The following is a 17,175-nucleotide window of genomic DNA, read 5'->3' on the forward strand; positions in this document are numbered from 1 at the left end:
CGATATAAATCCCATACTGCATTCACCATTAAAAATGTCTTTGTTTCAGGTTTAATACATAAAATATTTTACAGCGGTAGTCTGGAAAGTTCAAGAGCTTATAAAAACAAATGGGATGAATAGATAAATTAAGAATAATATGAATTAGTTTATTTTATTTTTCTAATATTATTGAATACATATCATTATTTAATTGAAAATTGTCTTTTACTGTTTTTAGTCCACAATCTCTTAATCTACTAATAAATTCATCATGTTTGAATGGAGTAAAATCCAATTTAAAAGGAATACATTTTGTTTCTTTATCATTGGTAATTTCAATGAATAAGATTTCAACATTACTACGTTCATCAAAGCTATTCAGATTCCAAATATATGTAAATACATACTTTTTGTCAATGTATTTTTTTACATCACTTGTAGTAAATCTTATATTCTCTTTTATTACTTTATCCCAGTTCCTTGTATCAATAACAATCTTGCCACCATTTTTAGTTACTCTATATAATGACTTTATATTGTTTAGCATGTCCTCTTTATCAATACTATGACAAATTGAATTTCCACAACAAAAAACAATATCAAAATCATCTCCAAAGTTATTAGGCAATTGTTGCCAACTTAATTGTTTAGTAGGAAAAAGCAAGTTATTATCTTTTGAATATTGTTGAGTTAAATTTATCATTTCTTCACTAATATCTGTACCAATAACATTAATACCATTTCTCTTTAGTGCTGTTGCTTGAATACCGTTTCCACATGAACTATCTAATACTTTTCCGTTTACCGGAAGGCTGTTTAGTAAATCCTCATATTCATTAATAAAAGTATTTTCATACTCTTTCATATCACATCCAGAATATAAAACATTATAAAAATGTGACATGGAATTATATTGTTTTTCTACATTGTTGTTATCCATAAATAATCCCCCTTTGCTTCATATAGGTTTACTATTATTTATTATATTATAGTTTAATTTCATTTATTTATAAGTTTAAATTATATAACTATAGCTATTCTTTTCTTATAATTCTTAATCTTTGTATCTACAAAAGGTATCGTACTATGTATTAATATATTTTTAGTTGTAATTATTTCTTTATCATCATTAAAGCATAGAAGCCATTTATACCAATATTTTTAATGTTGAGCACAAGTATGGAATTTGCATTGTAGAAAGCATTGAACAAGTAACTAAAAGCTCTTTATTTCTGATTTTAAGATGCCGTTAAGAGTCTTCTACTATTTGAGCGATAGCGAGTTTAGAAGGCTTAGGCGTCTTAAAAAGAAGAAATATTAGAGCTTTTTTGCGCAGCGAAGCTTTCCTAAATGCAAATTTCATACGACGCGTTCAACATTAAAAATGTCGTCTTATTTCTATATTTTCTTCAAAATGTTATTTATGCCTTCGCTTGTTTTTAAACGTTGTTCTTGAATCCATTCCTCGTCAAATTCCAGATCAAACAACTTTGAAAAAGAGTAATATAAATTTAATTTTTGATAGTAAATCTCTAATTCATATAAGTCATTAAACCTATAGGAGGGTTTTGAAAGTTTTTCTTTTTTTGCTACAAATAGTTCATCTACATAAGTTAAAAATGTGTGCATAAGATCTTTATCACTTACATCAAAAGGTACTTTTAAAAGCTTCCATTGAATTGATTCATCTAACTTATAAAACTTTAAGTTATCAAGTATAATTATATATTCATTTATATCCATCTTTCTGTAAAAAGGTACTTTTTCTTCCCTAGTGCTCCATAGTGCTAATTTTTCTCTTAAAGGTAAACTTTTTACCTTTAATATTGCATCACTGGGACCTATTACTCCTTCATTTATATCTCTATCCTTTACCATAATCATTTCATCTATAAAGTCTTGAGTATGTCCATGAGACGCTACATATCCTATATCATATATTCCCTTTCTTCCCGCCCTTCCAGCAATTTGTTTTACCTCTTGAGAAGTTAAATACCTTACTTCATTGCCATCAAACTTTTTAACATCCATAAATACTATTCTCTTTATAGGCAAATTTACTCCCATACCAATTGCATCAGTAGTTATAAGTATAGAGGTTTCTTTATTTATAAATTGTTCATACTGCTTTCTCCTAACTTCTGGAGGTAAATCTCCATATATAAGACTTGCTTTTATACCCAAATCGGCATAATGATACGCAAGATTTAAAACTCTCTTTTTAGAAAATACAACTAATGCATCTCCCTCTTGAATGTCTTTATATCCAAAAGGATTTTCTTGTATCTCTAAAGGTATATCCCTTATGTATTCTCTAAATTCGTATTCATCTTCACAATCCTCTATTATTTCTATTAAAAGTTCTTTTGTATTTAATGCACCACATACATGAATTTCTTTACAATTTAATGCCAGCATGGCTCTTGTCCATGCAGCTCCTCTTTGATCATCATTTATCATCTGCACTTCATCTATTATTGCTAGATCATAGTTTTCTCCTATATTCAGCTTTTCTATAGTACAAGAAGTATGAGTTGCACCTTCTATAATTATCTCTTCTTCTCCTGTAAGTAAGTTACACTTTACTCCTTCACTGTTTAGTCTTTCAAAATTTTCTAATGCTAGTATTCTCAAAGGTGATAAATATATTCCTTTGGTAACTTCTTTCAATCTTTGCATAGCATTATAAGTTTTTCCAGTATTCGTTTCTCCTAAGTGAAGATAAAACTTTCTTTTAAGTCTTCGTGCATCTTCATATTCATCCTTTGGATTTCTAGGAAATATTGTTTCAAATTCATGATATATAAGCTTTGGAATATGCTTAGTTATAAGCACACTCATAGCACCTGATTTTAAATAAGCACTATAATTCCCCTTCACTATTTCGTCAAATCTATAACTTGTATGATTTTTTCTATTATAATCTTCTATGAGTTTTTTAGATATGTACTCTAAAATTTCTGAATATCTTTCGTGAACTACTCTAAACTCTTTATTATCAAGACCTTCAAACTCTTTTAATTGCTTTATTTTTTTACGAACTGACGCCTCGTGCTCCCAAAGCATATGTGGTTTAGTATGCCTTACTATTTGTTCTATTTGATTTATTTGACTTTTTATTTTTCTAAAGTTTCTGTCTAATGTGCTTTTACTGTTACCTCTTCCCATAGTAAAACTCCTTACATATGATATTTATAATTTACTATTATATCATTATTTTCCATTAAAAATGCCTCTCTTAGTAAAGCTTATATTTAGCTTTACCAGAGAGGAAAATTAAATGCTATATTTTATTAATATTATTATTTTTTATTCTACTTCTATTCCATCTTTAGTTACATATGGTCCTGTTTCTGGCATATTTTCAGCTATACTTGTATCCGCTTCGTATAATGAACCATCAGCTGTTGATGATACTAGAGACATAATAGCTTCTACAAAAGTTTTTGTTAGATATCCTGAAGATTTTTGTCCAAGACTCTGCATTTGTCCACGCATTTCAATTAAAACACTTCCAGCTCCAGCTATACCGTAGGAATTTCTTGCTATTCCTTCATAAGCTCCGCCATCATATCTACTTACTTCTGCAAATCCAAAATGTTCTAGATCATTATATATAACTGAGCACATTTTCTTTGACAACTCTACTGCTTCAGGTTTCGCTTTTGGATCCGTAGGCCAAAGTATTGAAGTTTTAATCATGTCTCCATCTTCTTCATTAAGATATGTTCCCTGATGATGCAAATCAATTATCCATTCAGGCTGTATAGCTTTAAATGCATTTAATACCGCTACTGATTCCTTAACCGGATTAGTTGGGAATGTCTTTCCATTATCCATTTTATAATATGGGCTGTCCTCCCAATTCTGCCAATGCCAACGATTCATATCATATCCTATGCCAGCACTTGAATAGCTAACCTTTGGTGCTGTCGGATCATCTGTATATCTTTGTTTCTTTTCTGTTCCATCAACATTTACTCTTGGCACAATATATAAAGTAACTTTACTTAATATATCCTCAACTTTACTGTTATCTGTACTTAAATATTTTAATACATTAAGTGCTGCCTCTGTTCCTAATGGTTCATTCCCATGCTGTTGACTGATTACCATAACTTTTTTAGGGCCTGTCCCTATTTTTGTCAGATATATATCTCTACCTTGATTAGATTTTCCTATAGTTGAAAGCTCCATTTTGCCCTGAGATGATTTCTCAATTTGCTTCAACGTTTTTGATAATTCCTCATAGTCATGTAAACCGCTTAAGCTTATGTTTTGAGTTTCAGTTACCCATGGACCGCTTGGCTTTAAACTAGTACCACCTGCATAAATCGTTGATGATGCAGTAATTACTGATGCTAAAGCCAATGCTAAAGCAAGTGCACGTGATTTTCTCATAACATTCTCCTCCTATAAGTTTATTATTCTTTAATCATTTAAGTTTATTGCTTAACCTATTTTTATTATATACCTCCCAAATACCATTTTATGTCATAACATAGCATACGTGCGCAAGATATTTCCAACGATTTTACAACTTTTTTTCATATTTTCTTTTTTCTTTGCTAATGTTTTTATTTTTAAAATATTTATAAACTAATTAAAGCCTTGATTAAAGAAAAAAATATAGGATAAATTAAAGAATTATGTAATTATTTTCACTAAAAAACTGCAATCAAAGTATATATGTTTAATAAAATAATAAAGTTCATTAAAGCGAAAGAAAAAAGCTTATTGAAATAAAACAATAAGCCTTTTCTTAGATTTATTACTATAGAAATTATAAAAAGTATACAATGATTTAAATCACTGTATACTTTTTAATAACAAAACTAAAATTCACTGTCATCCACACTTAAAAGCTCTTTTTTTATTTTATCTACTACTTCCCTTACAATCCCATCTTCAAAAGGTGATTTAAGTCCTGCTTCGAATGCAAGATTTAAGAAGGACTTACTTCCACCAAGCTTACATAACTTCACATAGGACTCCCATGCCTTTTCTCTATTTTCCATGGACCATACATAGTATTGAAAAGCACATAACTGAGCTAAAGTATAATCTATATAATAAAAAGGTGATTCATAAATATGTCTTTGTTGCTGCCAATATCCACCTTTCTCAAGAAAATCATTTCCCCCATATTTTTTATGAGGAAGATACTTCTTTTCAATACCTCTCCAAGTATTTTTTCGCTCTTCAGGAGTCATATCAGGATTTTCATAAATTTTCTCCTGAAACTCATCTACAGATACTCCATAAGGTATAAATAAAAGCGCATCTGCCAAATGAGAAAATTTATATTTTTCTGTTTCCTCTTCAAAGAATAAATTCATCCAAGGGTAAGTAAAGAATTCCATACTCATGGAATGAATTTCACAAGCTTCATAGGTTGGAAATTGGTATTCTGGTATTTCATAATCTCTACTGCTGTAAACTTGGAAGGCATGCCCTGCTTCATGAGTTAAAACATCTACATCGCCTGAAGTTCCATTAAAATTTGAGAATATAAATGGAGCCTTATACTCGCTTATATAAGTACAGTATCCCCCACTTGCTTTTCCCTTTTTAGCTACTAAATCCAAAAGCTCTCCCCTTACCATAAAGTCAAAAAATTCTCCTGTTTCCTTGGAAAGTTCATTATACATGTTCTTTGCATTATTCACCATAAAATTTGCATCGCCATGTGGTTTTGCATTCCCAGTTTTAAATTTAAAATCCAAATCATAATAACTCATATTAGATAGGCCAAGTCTTTTCCTTTGCTTTTCTACAAGTTCTTGGCATACAGGTACTATACTTTCCTCTACCTGTTTTCTAAAATTCTTAACCATATCCTTATTATAGTCGGTTCTAAGCATTCTGTCATAAGCAAGCTCCACAAAGTTGTTATAGCCCAGAGCTTTAGCTATTCTTGTTCTTATCTTCACAAGCCTATCATATATATTATCAAATTCTTTTTCATGTTCCTCAAAGAACTTATACTTCGCCTCTGATGCCTTTTTTCTTACTTCCCTATCCTTCGATTGCATAAATGGAGCCATCTGAGCTAAATTTCTCTCTTCTCCTTCAAAAATTATCTTTGCTGATGCAAGAAGCTTTGTATATTCACTAGAAACCTTATTTTCTTCTTGAAGATCTGAAATTACTTCAGTAGAAAAAGTCTTAATTGAAAGCTCCGCCATATCAAATAGCTGTATCCCCCATTTTGCTTCAAGCTCTTCCTTAAACTTAGAGGATTTAAGAGCTTTGTAATAATCTGATATAACCTCTTCATATAATGGCATATTGGTATCCAAGAAGTCCTGCTCCTCTTCATAAAACTTATCTGTAGTATTAATGGTATGTCTTATTTCAGCTATCTGAGCCATGGATTCAAATTCACTTCTTAATTTATTTATATTCTCCATGATTTTATTTTGTTTCTCAAAGGTATTACTGTTTTTAAATTCTTCAAGAAGAATATTAAACTTTCCCTTAATTTCTTTTATATTAGGTCTTTCATATTTAAATTCACTAAACTTCATAGTAATCCATCCCTTCAATGTGTATTATTTTCTTAGTATTATCACTTTTACATGCAATTATATGCACCATAATTCACATAAACCAATAGTATTATACCATATTAAGGGTTAATTTATATATTTTCGCAAATACATTTTTCAGCAATTCCATTAACCTTCAAGCTAATATAATTATTAAAATCCAAGACCTGATGTCCCTACCTATACACTTGACAATTAACTATTATAATTGAATAATATTAATTATTAATATTATTTTAAAATGAAATTATTTGATACTCATATAACATAATTCAAGAAAGTTGGTGCTTTATTATGGATAAATTATTATTTGGAATATCTGGCTTGCCTATAGGCGAAGAAGGTATGAAATTTACTTATAAAACCGGCATAGAATACTTAAAAAATATAGGAATTGATGCTATGGAACTTCCATTCGTGCGTTCTGTAAATATCACAGATAAAAATAAAGATGAAGTTTTAAATTCAAAACTTTTAAATGACTTTTACCTTTCAGCACATGGCTCTTATTATATAAATTTAAATGCTGATGAAGATGAAAAACAAGAAAAGTCCCTTGAAAGAATAATAAAAGGTGCTGAAGCTCTTTTAAAGGTACAAGGAAGAAGTCTAGTATTTCATCCTGGATTTTATTTAAAGGACAGTAAAGAAGAAACCTTTAACACCATTAAAGAAAACTTATTAAAACTTCCTGACCTTGGAGTGGATTATAGACTTGAGACCACCGGAAAAGGCACCCAATTTGGAAGTCTTGAAGAAAATGTAGCTCTTTGTAAAGATGTTAAAACCTGTAAGCCTTGCATTGATTTTTCTCATTTACACGCCAGATATAATGGCAGCTTAAAAACCTATGATGACTTTGCAAAGGTACTTCAACATATAAAAGATGAGCTTGGATATGAAGCGTTAGAAGATATGCATATACATATATCGGGTATAAACTACGGAGAAAAAGGCGAAAAAAATCACCTTCCATTTTTAGAAAGTGATTTTAAATTTCAAGAATGCTTAAAAGCCTTTAAAACCTTTGATATTAAGGGCTGCGTGGTTTGTGAAAGCCCTATGCTTGAAAAGGATGCACTGCTTCTAAAGAACTTTTATGAAAGCCTTTAGAAATATTACGACATTTTTAATGTTAAATCTTCCGTATAGGTTCTGCAATGCAGAACCTATACTAAATTTAACATTAAAAATATCTTCATCCACACTGATGAAGGATGAAATTTCGCTTTTGCGAAAGTTTCTTTTAAATTGACGATTATCAAAGGGCTGGTAAACCCGAAGACCGGCAGGTCGGAAATTATTAATCATCCTATTTTTTTACTAAGAACCTTTTATAATATTATCTTATCTTTAATTTATGAATTAAATTTTCTGCTGCTTTTGTTATATTTTCCTTACCAAGTATTGCAGATATAACAGCCACTCCATCTATATTAGCTGGCTTTAACTTTGTTATATTATTTTCGCTTATTCCTCCAATAGCTACTACAGGAATATTTAAGCCCTTCTTTATATTTGAAAGTTCTTCTATAGTTACGCTGTCTGCATCATCCTTTGTAGTAGTTGGAAATACTGCCCCAACTCCTACGTAATCTGCTCCATCTTCTTGTGCCTTTAGAGCTTCTTCAACATTAGATGTTGAAACCCCTATAATTTTTTCTGCACCTAATATGCTTCTTACTATACTGCAAGGTAAATCGCTTTGTCCAACATGAACACCATCAGCATCTATAGCTAATGCAATATCAACTCTATCGTTTATTATTAAAGGAACGTCGTACTTTTTACATACTCCCTTTACCTTCAAAGCTTCTTTATAAAAATCTAATGAATCTACATCTTTTTCTCTTATTTGTACTAATGTTGCTCCACCAAGTATTGCTTCCTCTACAGCTTTATCTAAAGATTTATCTTTTATGAAACTTCTATCTGTTACAAGATACAAAGTATAATTTACATTTTTCTTATTCATAACTCTTCTCCTTATTTTTCACTTATATTTATATATTCATAAATTATTTCAGGAGTAATGGTAGACACACTGTCAATTATAGCTGTTCTAAAACTTCCAGTGCCGAAATCCTTATCTATTACAGCTTTGTATGCTCTTTCCCCGCTTATACTCATTGTTAAAACTCCAAGTACTGCCGCAATATGCTTATCTTCCTTAGTTCCTAAAAATGTACCTATAAGAGAGGAGCACATGCAGCCAGTTCCCGTAACTTGTGATAACATAGGGTGTCCATTATATATTAGGTATGTTTTATCGTTATAGCTTATAGAATCTACTTTTCCAGTTATAGCTATTACAGAATTTAGCTTTTTAGATAGTTCTTCTCCCAGCTTCTTTCTTCCTTCTATTTCATCTTTTTCTTCTATATCTACATCTACACCTCTAGTCTTTGAGCTTAGTCCTGCTAAAACTTTTATTTCTGAAAGGTTTCCTCTTATAACATCAAATTGTATATTTTCTAAAAGAAGCTTTGCAGTTTTTGTTCTAAGACTTGTTGCACCAACTCCTACAGGGTCAAGTATTACAGGAATATTTAGTTCATTTCCTTTTTTCCCTGCAAGCATCATAGAATTTATAGTTCTACTGTTTAATGTACCAATATTTATTACCAGTGCTGAGGCAATAGATACCATTTCCTCCACTTCAGCTTCATCATCTGCCATCACAGGACTTCCACCTAGTGCAAGTACAATATTGGCACAATCGTTTACTGTAACGTAATTTGTTATGTGATGTACAAGAGGTGTCTTTTCCTTGACTTGTAAAAGAATACGCTTAAGCTTTTCATCAATTTTCATAATAGTTTCCTCCAAATTTATATATAGATTTTTATCTCTATAGCATACCTGCCTTTTTATACATTGTGTAAAAATGATTAGTAGGACCTACACCATGACCAATATCTAATGAGTGCTTAATTGCCTCTGTAATATATTCCTTAGCTTTCTTTATTGACTCTACTAAAGTGCAGTCTAATGCTAAATTAGAACATATGGCAGAAGATAAGGTACATCCTGTTCCATGAGTATTTTTAGTATGTATTCTTTCTCCTTCAAAATAATGAAATTCTTTTCCATCATATAATATATCTACGGCGTCATCCGCTAAATGTCCTCCCTTTAAAAGTACATTAGGAGCTCCTATTAAATGAATTATCTTTGCTGCCATTTCCATTTGTTCTCTTGTTTCTATAGTAGTTAGTGTTTCCGCTTCTTTTAACAATTCACTATACTCCTCATTATCCTTATACATGTGTTTATAAGTTTCTATTATAGCCAAAGCTTCAGGTATATTAGGAGTTATAATAGAGCTTAAAGGTATAAGATTTTCTATAAGTGCCTTTTTAGATTCAGGCCTTAGTAAATCAAATCCGCTTTTTGAAATCATTACAGGATCTAAAACCACATTCTGAGGCTTATATTCATTTAATTTTTTACTAATTGCATCTATAGTTTCTATTTTTGAAACCATTCCTATTTTTACTCCATTCACTTCTATATCCTTGAATATTGCATCTATTTGAGCTTCTATAATTGAAGATGATAAATCTTCTACTGCCCATACTCCTTGAGTATTTTGAGCTGTAATAGCAGTTATAACACTCATCCCAAAGGTTCCATTTGCAGAAAAGGTCTTTAAATCAGCCTGAATACCTGCTCCTCCTGAGCTATCAGAACCTGCAATAGTTAATACTTTTTTCATTTCTAAAACCTCCTCGGTTAGTTTTTGGTTAATGATTAGTACTTAAAATTTAGTGTTTGATATTTTGACATATAATTATCATTAGCTTCAGTCTTATTATTTATAAATTGCAGCTATTATGTTTTTCTTTAATATTATGCTTAAAACTACATAAGCTATTAGCGCTCCACCTACACTACTTATAGAAAAAGGTATTACATAAAATAGTGCTGCAACATCTTTCCCAAGTATTAATTTAGAAATTGGATAACAAAGAAGTGCTGCAATTACTCCTGTACCTATAACTTCTCCTAAAAAAGCATATATTAGTTTTTTCCCTTTTTTATAAAATAGTACCGCCAAAAATGCTCCTATCATACTTCCTGGGAAAGCCATTATAGAACCTGTGCCTAAAACATTTCTTATAATTGATATACAAAAGGCAATGCCTACTCCTATGTATGAATTAAACATTACTGCAGAAAGCACATTAATTAAATGCTGTATAGGAAAACATTTTGAAGTTCCTATAGGAATATAAATTAAATTTGAGAGTAAAACTCCCATAGCTATAAGTAATGCTGAGAAAGTTAATTTTTTTGTACTCATAAAATCACTCCTAAATTTAAATAATATAAACTTTTAATACTATCCGATAGAAAATTAGAAGTATTTTAACAGCAGTATGTTTTAATTTTTTACAAAAAAAATTTAAAAGACACAAACTCCTACGAAGTTTGTGCCTTAAATATCAAAACAATATCTACATCTAACTCCCTACGCCGGCATTATCCAGATCAGGTTTAAGGGTCTAAGAATAGGATTCTTACTCTCAGCTGGCCATTACCAACTCCCCTGTGTGGTTACCTATATTATTAATTTTCATTAACATCATACTATATATAAAAAATTAAGTCAATTGATCTATATAAAGTTCCTAAGAATTCAAATTAAAACTGCACATAGAAATAAAGTATTTATGGAACTGAAGATTTTCTGTAAGTTCAGGATGGAAAGATGTTACAAGGATATTATTTTGTTTAGCTGCTACTATGTTTCCATTTAACTCATGAAGAACTTCCACATCATTTCCCACAGTAACAATAAAAGGCGCTCTAATGAATACAAGTGAAATAGGCTTATCTGATACGCACTTAACAATATCTTCGGTACTAAAACTATCTATTTGCCTTCCATATGCATTCCTTCTAACTTTTATGTCCATTACAGAAAGATGTGTTATGCTGCTATTTTCAATTTCTTGTGCAAGTAGTATCATACCTGCACAAGTTCCCCATACTGGTAATCCTGATAGTATCTTATCTCTAAGGAAAGTAAGCATTCCTGTTTCCCTTAAAATTTTACCAATAGCAGTACTTTCTCCCCCTGGTAGAATTAATCCGCTAATATCTTCAATATCCTTTAAAGTTTTAACTTCTACTGCATCAAATCCTAATGCATTTATGCTTTTTATATGTTCTATAACTCCACCTTGAAGCGATAAAACTCCAATCTTCATATTACCAGCCTCTTTCTGCATATCTGTTAGTTAAATCTCTTAAGTCTATTCCACTCATCGGCTCCCCTAATTCTTCTGAAACCTCGGCAAGTCTCTTAGGATCATTATAATAAGTAGTTGCAAGTACTATTGCCTTTGCTCGTTTTTCTGGACTATCTGACTTAAATATTCCAGAGCCAACAAACACCCCTTCGGAGCCAAGCTGCATCATAAGTGCGGCATCTGCTGGTGTTGCAATTCCACCTGCTGCAAAATTCACCACAGGAAGTTTGCCTTCCTTCCAAACAAATTTTATTAATTCGTATGGAGCTGACATTTCCTTTGCAATTGTCATAAGCTCTTGTTCTGGAGCATTTTTTATTTTTCTTATTTCATCCATCATACATCTCATATGTCTTACAGCTTCAACAACGTTTCCTGTACCAGCTTCTCCCTTTGTTCTAATCATAGAAGCTCCCTCACCTATTCTTCTTAAAGCTTCTCCAAGATTTTTAGCACCACAAACAAATGGAACTTTGAAATCCCTTTTATTTATATGATAAGCTTCATCTGCAGGAGTTAAAACTTCACTTTCATCAATATAGTCGATTTCCAAAGCTTGAAGTATTTGAGCTTCTACAAAGTGGCCTATTCTAACTTTAGCCATAACTGGGATTGAAACCGCTGATTTTATTTCTTTAATCATTTTAGGATCGGACATTCTAGCAACCCCGCCTTGCTTCCTTATATCGGAAGGTACTCTTTCAAGAGCCATTACAGCACAAGCTCCAGCCTTTTCCGCTATTTCAGCTTCCTTTGGATTAACAACATCCATGATTACTCCGCCTTTTAACATTTGAGCAAGGTTTTTGTTTAATTCATAATTGTTCATAAAAACATTCCCCCAATAAAATTTAAATTTTCTTACATCCATATTATAAAACAATAATGTATTAGTACAAAATGTACCGATACAAATTGTATCGGTACCTATTAACTGTAGATTTATAGATTTTTTAAAACACTTTAGTAATAAGGGTTGAACAATTACAACTTAATCATTTCTACAAACTAAATTTGTTGATTTATCCGATGGCAACCATCCTCTTATGTGGAATATATTGGAACTATTTGACTTCAGTCGGTTAGAGTTCTTACGCTGTGCATAACGACTGATATGCTCCTGGATAAGTTCTTCTGAGACTCACTTGATAATTTGTATTGTAGGAAAGTTTAATACTTTATTTATTACACTAGAAATTTTCTCACTTGTTACTTCACTTAAAATTCCAGGCATTTTATATATAATATCATTAGACTCATACATTATCTCATTACAAGCTAAATCCTTAGCTAATTGCACTGATTTTTCTGACCTCAATGCTCTTTTAAGTTCAATATTTTTTATAAGCTTTTTAATTAATTCATCATCAAAAACCATAGAAGCATCTTGTTTAATTTTTTCTATAGAGCTATCTATAAGTTTTAATGCTTTTTCAATATTTTCTTCTGATGTTCCCATAGAAATTTTAAATAGCTTTATTCCCTTTTCTTCTTTTATGGTACTTTCAATTTCGTAAGCTAGTCCATTTTTGGTTCTAATTGTATCATATAAAATACTTGAAGTACCTTCTCCAAAGTAGTTATTAAATATCTTTAAACAAGCAAGTTCTTTTAGGGATAAATTATTTATTGGATAAGCGTATTGTATTTTCGCGCCACTTATGCCTTCTTTTATCTTTATAAATATACCAGCATTGTTATTTTCGTAGAGATGATTATCCCTTATGTCATTTACATCAAAATACTTATCTCCTAAATCACAGGACTTATTATTTTTTAAATCATCTACATTTTCTTTAACCTTAAAGTCATCAAAATATTTTTTAACTACACTTATAGTCTCTTCCTTTGAAAACCCTGTAACCACAGTTACCACCATATTTGAAGGTACATAGTACTTATTATAAAAATCCTTTAGTACCTCCAATGTAATTTTAGATATACTTTTATGAGTTCCTATTATTAAATTTTTAATTCTTCTGTACTCAAAAGCATTATAAAGCAATTCATCTTCACAAAATTGCTGTAAATCCTCAGACCATTCAATAAGCTCTTGCTTAATTATATCCATTTCCGTTACATAAAACTTATAAAAAGTTATAAATACCTTTAAGTTTATTTCCTTATTCAACGTGTCCTATTTCGGATAAATCCTACTTTAGTTTGTATGACACTCTAAAGGCGTAAATTCGGGTGTAACTCACCCTACACAGTATCATAATTCTTTTAGTGTTTATGATACTTCATATCTAGACAAATTAATGCTTGCATTTTTATCTCTATCTATCACAGCTCCACAACATTCACAGATAAAGGTTCTTTCAGATAATGATAATTTAGATTTTACATATCCACATTTTGAGCAAGTTTTACTTGATGGATACCATTCATCTGCCTCTATAAACTTAATACCATTTTTCTCACATTTATATTTCATCAAAGCTTTGAATTCATAAAAACCTTGCTTAGACACTGACTGTGATAAATGTTTATTTTTTAGCATTTGAGTTACATCAAGCTTTTCCATAACTACTCTAAATGGTTTGGTTTTCACTATTTCAGTAGTTACTTTATGCCTATAATCTAAATGAATATTATTTAATCTTTTATGCAGTATATTAATTTTGGTTTCAAGTTTTATGATGTTATTTGTTTTAATATACTTATCTCCTTGCTTATTCATTTCATATTTTCTTGAAACCCGTCTTTGAAATCTTTTTAATCGCTTTTCTAATTTTTTAACTCGTAGAGTTTTATTAATGTTTTTAAAAGGTTTATCTATATTGCTGACTATAGCTAAGTTTTTAAGTCCTAAATCGATATCTATGCTTTCATCACTTAATTTTGCTTTTATGTTTTCTACTTCAACACCTACGGATATATACCATTGTAATTCATCAAAGGTTACGCGAGGATTACAGTATTTAATACTTTCTCCAAAAGGTATTCTGTATTTTTCAGATAACTTTATCCAGTTAAGTTTTTGCTTATTTTTCTTTGTACTATTTGCAAATGCTTCTAAATTTAATATGGTCTGAAGTAAATTGTATTTTTAATGGGTCTACATAAAAGCTAGGTTTTGATTTTTTTCTACTTTTAAACTTGGGAAACTTACTTAATCCTTTGAAGAATTTAATATAGGCATCACAGGCATCTTTAACGGCTTGTTTTGCTACATTATTGCTTACAGCATTTAACCAGCTATATTCACTAGTCTTCTTTAACCTTGTTAATTCTTTTCTTAATTCTCCATTTTTTATAAACTTCCCGCCAGTTTTATAATTTTCTTGCTCTTTTGCTAAAGTCCAATTATAGATAAATCTTGCAGTTCCTGAATACTGAAACAATTTAGTGATTTGTTTATTATTTGGTTCTAATCTTACTTTAAAACTCTGGAGCATTTTCTCACTTCCCACAATATTACTATAACACTTTTTGTATTTATTATACGAAGTGAGGTAAATTAGATACTGCGATTAAAATTTTACTAAAATAAACTTAAAGATATTTTGATCTTTATAAGTTCTATCACTTTTACCTATGAACGCTACTTCATAGATGTAGTTTCGCTCACGCTAACTACCACTTCCTTTCGGAACGTGCGAAGACTATTTCTTCACCCTCAGCATAACCTGTTAGGGGCAACCCATTTCCACTACCAAAAGCTTGTAGTGTACTCCCTTGCGAGATAGTCGTTGAAGGTTCTCCTGTTCGGAGCTTCCCTGCATGAACAGCCATTATAACAGATACTTAGGATTTAACCATATATCCATCCTTACGTTGTTTCTACTTTCGTACCATCATATACAGCTTATTTCATCCATATATTGTGGTGTAAGACTTTAGGCATTACCTGCAATTAAAGTTGTGTCCTATGCAGATTTCTCTACATACGAGGCTCTGTTAAGAAAAACTTAAAGCTATAAAATACTAATAATTTATAACTTTTTGTAAGTTTTCTTTAACAGTTAGTTACCTCTTTAAAGCCGTTTTCAGGGAAAGTAGGCTTTAAAACTATATCAGAAAAAAGCTCTAGCCCATTTTGAAAATCTTCATTTAAAAGGCTACCATAATAAACTACATAGGGGTAATTTGTCATAGCATTTTGAAATCCAAATAATTCATCACATAGCTCATTTATTTCTTTTTCATTTTTATTTACAGTTCCTTTAAATACCATATGCTCTACAGCATGAGCTGTACCTAGCGGAAATCCATTCTCTCTTATAGCTCCTGCATCCACTCCTATACAAAAGGATGTTATATTTCCTGGGACGTATTTATATATAATTTTTAATCCATTTTTTAAAACTTCCTCTATCAAAATTACACACTCCCTGTAGATCCAAATCCATTTTCCATTCTATCAGAATCATTTACTTCCTCTACTTCAATAACTTTAACTTTTATCACAGGTTTTATTACCATTTGAGCAATTCTCATACCCTTTTCTACTTTAAAATCACATTTTCCGTGATTTATAAGTATTACTCCTATCTCTCCCCTGTAGCCTTCATCCACAGTTCCCGGTGAATTAAGAACAGTAATAGAATTTTTAAGTGCTAAACCGCTTCTTGGTCTGACTTGTGCTTCCGTATCCTTTGGAAGTTCTATTACTATACCTGTTTTTATCAAAACCGTTTCACTAGGTTTTATTACCATTTCTTCCACTGAGCAAAGATCCATTCCTGCATCGCTCTCATGAGCATATCTTGGCAGTACTGCATCCTTATGTATTCTTTTTATTTTAAGCTCCATTCATTATTCCTCCTTATCATTACCTCTATTTTATATTCTAAGTAAGTATTTAACAATACTATTATTCCATTTGCGTTTTTTGTCGTATGTGCTATAATATTAATTGAAATGTTATATCCGAGTATTTTACTTGGAAATAAGTGAAGAGGTGAAATTAATGAATCAGGTAGGATATGTTACACGTGTTAATGGTAATTCAGCTAATGTAATGTTTAAAAGAATGTCTGGCTGTGGTGATAACTGTGCATCTTGTGGGGGAAGCTGTGAGGTTCCACCTATGCTTTTAGAAATGGAAAATACAGCTGCTGCAAACCCTGGAGATTCTGTAGAAGTACTTATTGAAGATAATACTTTTTTTAAGCTTACTTTTTTTGCTTATGTATTACCTCTTATATTTATGCTATCAGGAATCGGAATTGGACATGTAGCTTTTAAAGATGATCTTATTTCAATATTTATGGGCTTTGGCTTTTTAGCAGTATCTTACGGAATACTTAGATTAGTTAATAACCATCATGTAAAAAATAATAAGCCTTCAGTATCTATGGTAAGAATACTATCAGAGGAAGAGCTTGAAAAAATAGAACTTTTAAGAAAGCAGGAAAGCTTCTAAGGAAATTGCGTGG

17 protein-coding genes, 1 pseudogene and 1 riboswitch are annotated in these 17,175 nt (G+C 30.8%); of the genes and pseudogenes, 2 read left to right on the forward strand and 16 right to left on the reverse strand.

Annotated features, from left to right (window positions below):
• Positions 1-154: 154 nt before the first annotated feature.
• The 5 genes and pseudogenes from JOC70_RS13260 to JOC70_RS13280 form a co-directional block, all read right to left on the reverse strand.
• Positions 155-922: a class I SAM-dependent methyltransferase gene (locus tag JOC70_RS13260; RefSeq protein ID WP_204599379.1), complete on the reverse strand. Its 768-nt coding sequence runs from the start codon at positions 920-922 to the stop codon at positions 155-157.
• An 80-nt stretch (positions 923-1,002) separates the two neighbouring features.
• Positions 1,003-1,137: pseudogene (locus tag JOC70_RS13265) on the reverse strand (IS1595 family transposase); the annotation flags it as partial.
• Positions 1,138-1,380: 243 nt separating this feature from the next.
• The gene (locus JOC70_RS13270) at positions 1,381-3,150 is read right to left on the reverse strand and encodes a helicase-related protein (RefSeq protein ID WP_204599380.1); all 1,770 of its coding nucleotides are present in this window, start codon (positions 3,148-3,150) and stop codon (positions 1,381-1,383) included.
• Positions 3,151-3,291: 141 nt separating this feature from the next.
• On the reverse strand, positions 3,292-4,383 hold the full coding sequence (locus tag JOC70_RS13275) for a M14 family metallopeptidase (RefSeq protein WP_204599381.1): 1,092 nt from the start codon (positions 4,381-4,383) through the stop codon (positions 3,292-3,294).
• Between the two features lie 434 nt (positions 4,384-4,817).
• Positions 4,818-6,512, reverse strand: coding sequence for a M3 family oligoendopeptidase (locus JOC70_RS13280; RefSeq protein WP_204599382.1), 1,695 nt, complete (start codon positions 6,510-6,512; stop codon positions 4,818-4,820).
• Positions 6,513-6,827: 315 nt separating this feature from the next.
• Here JOC70_RS13280 and JOC70_RS13285 point away from each other — a divergent pair, with 315 nt between their 5' ends.
• On the forward strand, positions 6,828-7,646 hold the full coding sequence (locus JOC70_RS13285) for a TIM barrel protein (RefSeq protein ID WP_204599383.1): 819 nt from the start codon (positions 6,828-6,830) through the stop codon (positions 7,644-7,646).
• Between the two features lie 229 nt (positions 7,647-7,875).
• Here JOC70_RS13285 and thiE read toward each other — a convergent pair whose 3' ends face one another.
• The 11 genes from thiE to dut form a co-directional block, all read right to left on the reverse strand.
• Positions 7,876-8,508: a thiamine phosphate synthase gene (gene thiE / locus JOC70_RS13290; protein ID WP_204599384.1), complete on the reverse strand. Its 633-nt coding sequence runs from the start codon at positions 8,506-8,508 to the stop codon at positions 7,876-7,878.
• Between the two features lie 11 nt (positions 8,509-8,519).
• Positions 8,520-9,347 carry a hydroxyethylthiazole kinase gene (gene thiM / locus JOC70_RS13295; RefSeq protein ID WP_204599385.1) on the reverse strand — a complete coding sequence of 276 codons (828 nt, stop codon included), beginning with the start codon at positions 9,345-9,347 and terminating at the stop codon, positions 8,520-8,522.
• A gap of 37 nt (positions 9,348-9,384) precedes the next feature.
• A complete protein-coding gene (gene thiD, locus JOC70_RS13300; RefSeq protein WP_204599386.1) occupies positions 9,385-10,251 on the reverse strand; it encodes a bifunctional hydroxymethylpyrimidine kinase/phosphomethylpyrimidine kinase in 867 nt (288 codons plus the stop codon).
• Between the two features lie 96 nt (positions 10,252-10,347).
• Complete coding sequence (gene thiW, locus JOC70_RS13305; RefSeq protein ID WP_204599387.1) at positions 10,348-10,839, reverse strand: energy coupling factor transporter S component ThiW; 492 nt, start codon at positions 10,837-10,839, stop codon at positions 10,348-10,350.
• 148 nt (positions 10,840-10,987) lie between these two features.
• Positions 10,988-11,097, reverse strand: a riboswitch (TPP riboswitch).
• A gap of 70 nt (positions 11,098-11,167) precedes the next feature.
• Positions 11,168-11,749, reverse strand: coding sequence for a pyridoxal 5'-phosphate synthase glutaminase subunit PdxT (pdxT, locus tag JOC70_RS13310; RefSeq protein ID WP_204599388.1), 582 nt, complete (start codon positions 11,747-11,749; stop codon positions 11,168-11,170).
• A 1-nt stretch (position 11,750) separates the two neighbouring features.
• Complete coding sequence (pdxS, locus tag JOC70_RS13315; protein WP_204599389.1) at positions 11,751-12,620, reverse strand: pyridoxal 5'-phosphate synthase lyase subunit PdxS; 870 nt, start codon at positions 12,618-12,620, stop codon at positions 11,751-11,753.
• Between the two features lie 312 nt (positions 12,621-12,932).
• Positions 12,933-13,922: a M16 family metallopeptidase gene (locus tag JOC70_RS13320; protein WP_204599390.1), complete on the reverse strand. Its 990-nt coding sequence runs from the start codon at positions 13,920-13,922 to the stop codon at positions 12,933-12,935.
• 102 nt (positions 13,923-14,024) lie between these two features.
• On the reverse strand, positions 14,025-14,822 hold the full coding sequence (locus JOC70_RS13325) for an RNA-guided endonuclease InsQ/TnpB family protein (RefSeq protein ID WP_423880682.1): 798 nt from the start codon (positions 14,820-14,822) through the stop codon (positions 14,025-14,027).
• Positions 14,794-15,192, reverse strand: a complete 399-nt coding sequence (locus tag JOC70_RS19610) for a helix-turn-helix domain-containing protein (RefSeq protein ID WP_423880680.1) — start codon at positions 15,190-15,192, stop codon at positions 14,794-14,796. Before JOC70_RS19610 ends, JOC70_RS13325 begins: the two co-directional genes overlap by 29 nt.
• A gap of 560 nt (positions 15,193-15,752) precedes the next feature.
• A complete protein-coding gene (locus JOC70_RS13330; RefSeq protein ID WP_204599391.1) occupies positions 15,753-16,115 on the reverse strand; it encodes an insulinase family protein in 363 nt (120 codons plus the stop codon).
• Positions 16,116-16,117: 2 nt separating this feature from the next.
• On the reverse strand, positions 16,118-16,549 hold the full coding sequence (gene dut, locus JOC70_RS13335; protein WP_204599392.1) for a dUTP diphosphatase: 432 nt from the start codon (positions 16,547-16,549) through the stop codon (positions 16,118-16,120).
• A gap of 157 nt (positions 16,550-16,706) precedes the next feature.
• On the opposite strand from dut, the gene JOC70_RS13340 reads away from it, so the two are divergent.
• Positions 16,707-17,162 carry a SoxR reducing system RseC family protein gene (locus JOC70_RS13340; RefSeq protein WP_204599393.1) on the forward strand — a complete coding sequence of 152 codons (456 nt, stop codon included), beginning with the start codon at positions 16,707-16,709 and terminating at the stop codon, positions 17,160-17,162.
• The last annotated feature ends 13 nt before the right edge of the window (positions 17,163-17,175 follow it).

The organism is Clostridium pascui (genome assembly GCF_016908015.1).
Taxonomy (GTDB): Bacteria; Bacillota; Clostridia; order Clostridiales; family Clostridiaceae; genus Clostridium_AK; species Clostridium_AK pascui.

Coding starts and splice junctions, on each gene's coding strand:
- dut (WP_204599392.1), bottom strand. CDS start 16,549: ATGGAGCTTAAAATAAAAAGAATACATAAGGATGCAGTACTGCCAAGA.
- JOC70_RS13340 (WP_204599393.1), top strand. CDS start 16,707: ATGAATCAGGTAGGATATGTTACACGTGTTAATGGTAATTCAGCTAAT.
- pdxT (WP_204599388.1), bottom strand. CDS start 11,749: ATGAAGATTGGAGTTTTATCGCTTCAAGGTGGAGTTATAGAACATATA.
- JOC70_RS19610 (WP_423880680.1), bottom strand. CDS start 15,192: ATGCTCCAGAGTTTTAAAGTAAGATTAGAACCAAATAATAAACAAATC.
- JOC70_RS13285 (WP_204599383.1), top strand. CDS start 6,828: ATGGATAAATTATTATTTGGAATATCTGGCTTGCCTATAGGCGAAGAA.
- pdxS (WP_204599389.1), bottom strand. CDS start 12,620: ATGAACAATTATGAATTAAACAAAAACCTTGCTCAAATGTTAAAAGGC.
- JOC70_RS13270 (WP_204599380.1), bottom strand. CDS start 3,150: ATGGGAAGAGGTAACAGTAAAAGCACATTAGACAGAAACTTTAGAAAA.
- JOC70_RS13260 (WP_204599379.1), bottom strand. CDS start 922: ATGGATAACAACAATGTAGAAAAACAATATAATTCCATGTCACATTTT.
- thiE (WP_204599384.1), bottom strand. CDS start 8,508: ATGAATAAGAAAAATGTAAATTATACTTTGTATCTTGTAACAGATAGA.
- thiM (WP_204599385.1), bottom strand. CDS start 9,347: ATGAAAATTGATGAAAAGCTTAAGCGTATTCTTTTACAAGTCAAGGAA.
- thiD (WP_204599386.1), bottom strand. CDS start 10,251: ATGAAAAAAGTATTAACTATTGCAGGTTCTGATAGCTCAGGAGGAGCA.
- JOC70_RS13275 (WP_204599381.1), bottom strand. CDS start 4,383: ATGAGAAAATCACGTGCACTTGCTTTAGCATTGGCTTTAGCATCAGTA.
- thiW (WP_204599387.1), bottom strand. CDS start 10,839: ATGAGTACAAAAAAATTAACTTTCTCAGCATTACTTATAGCTATGGGA.
- JOC70_RS13280 (WP_204599382.1), bottom strand. CDS start 6,512: ATGAAGTTTAGTGAATTTAAATATGAAAGACCTAATATAAAAGAAATT.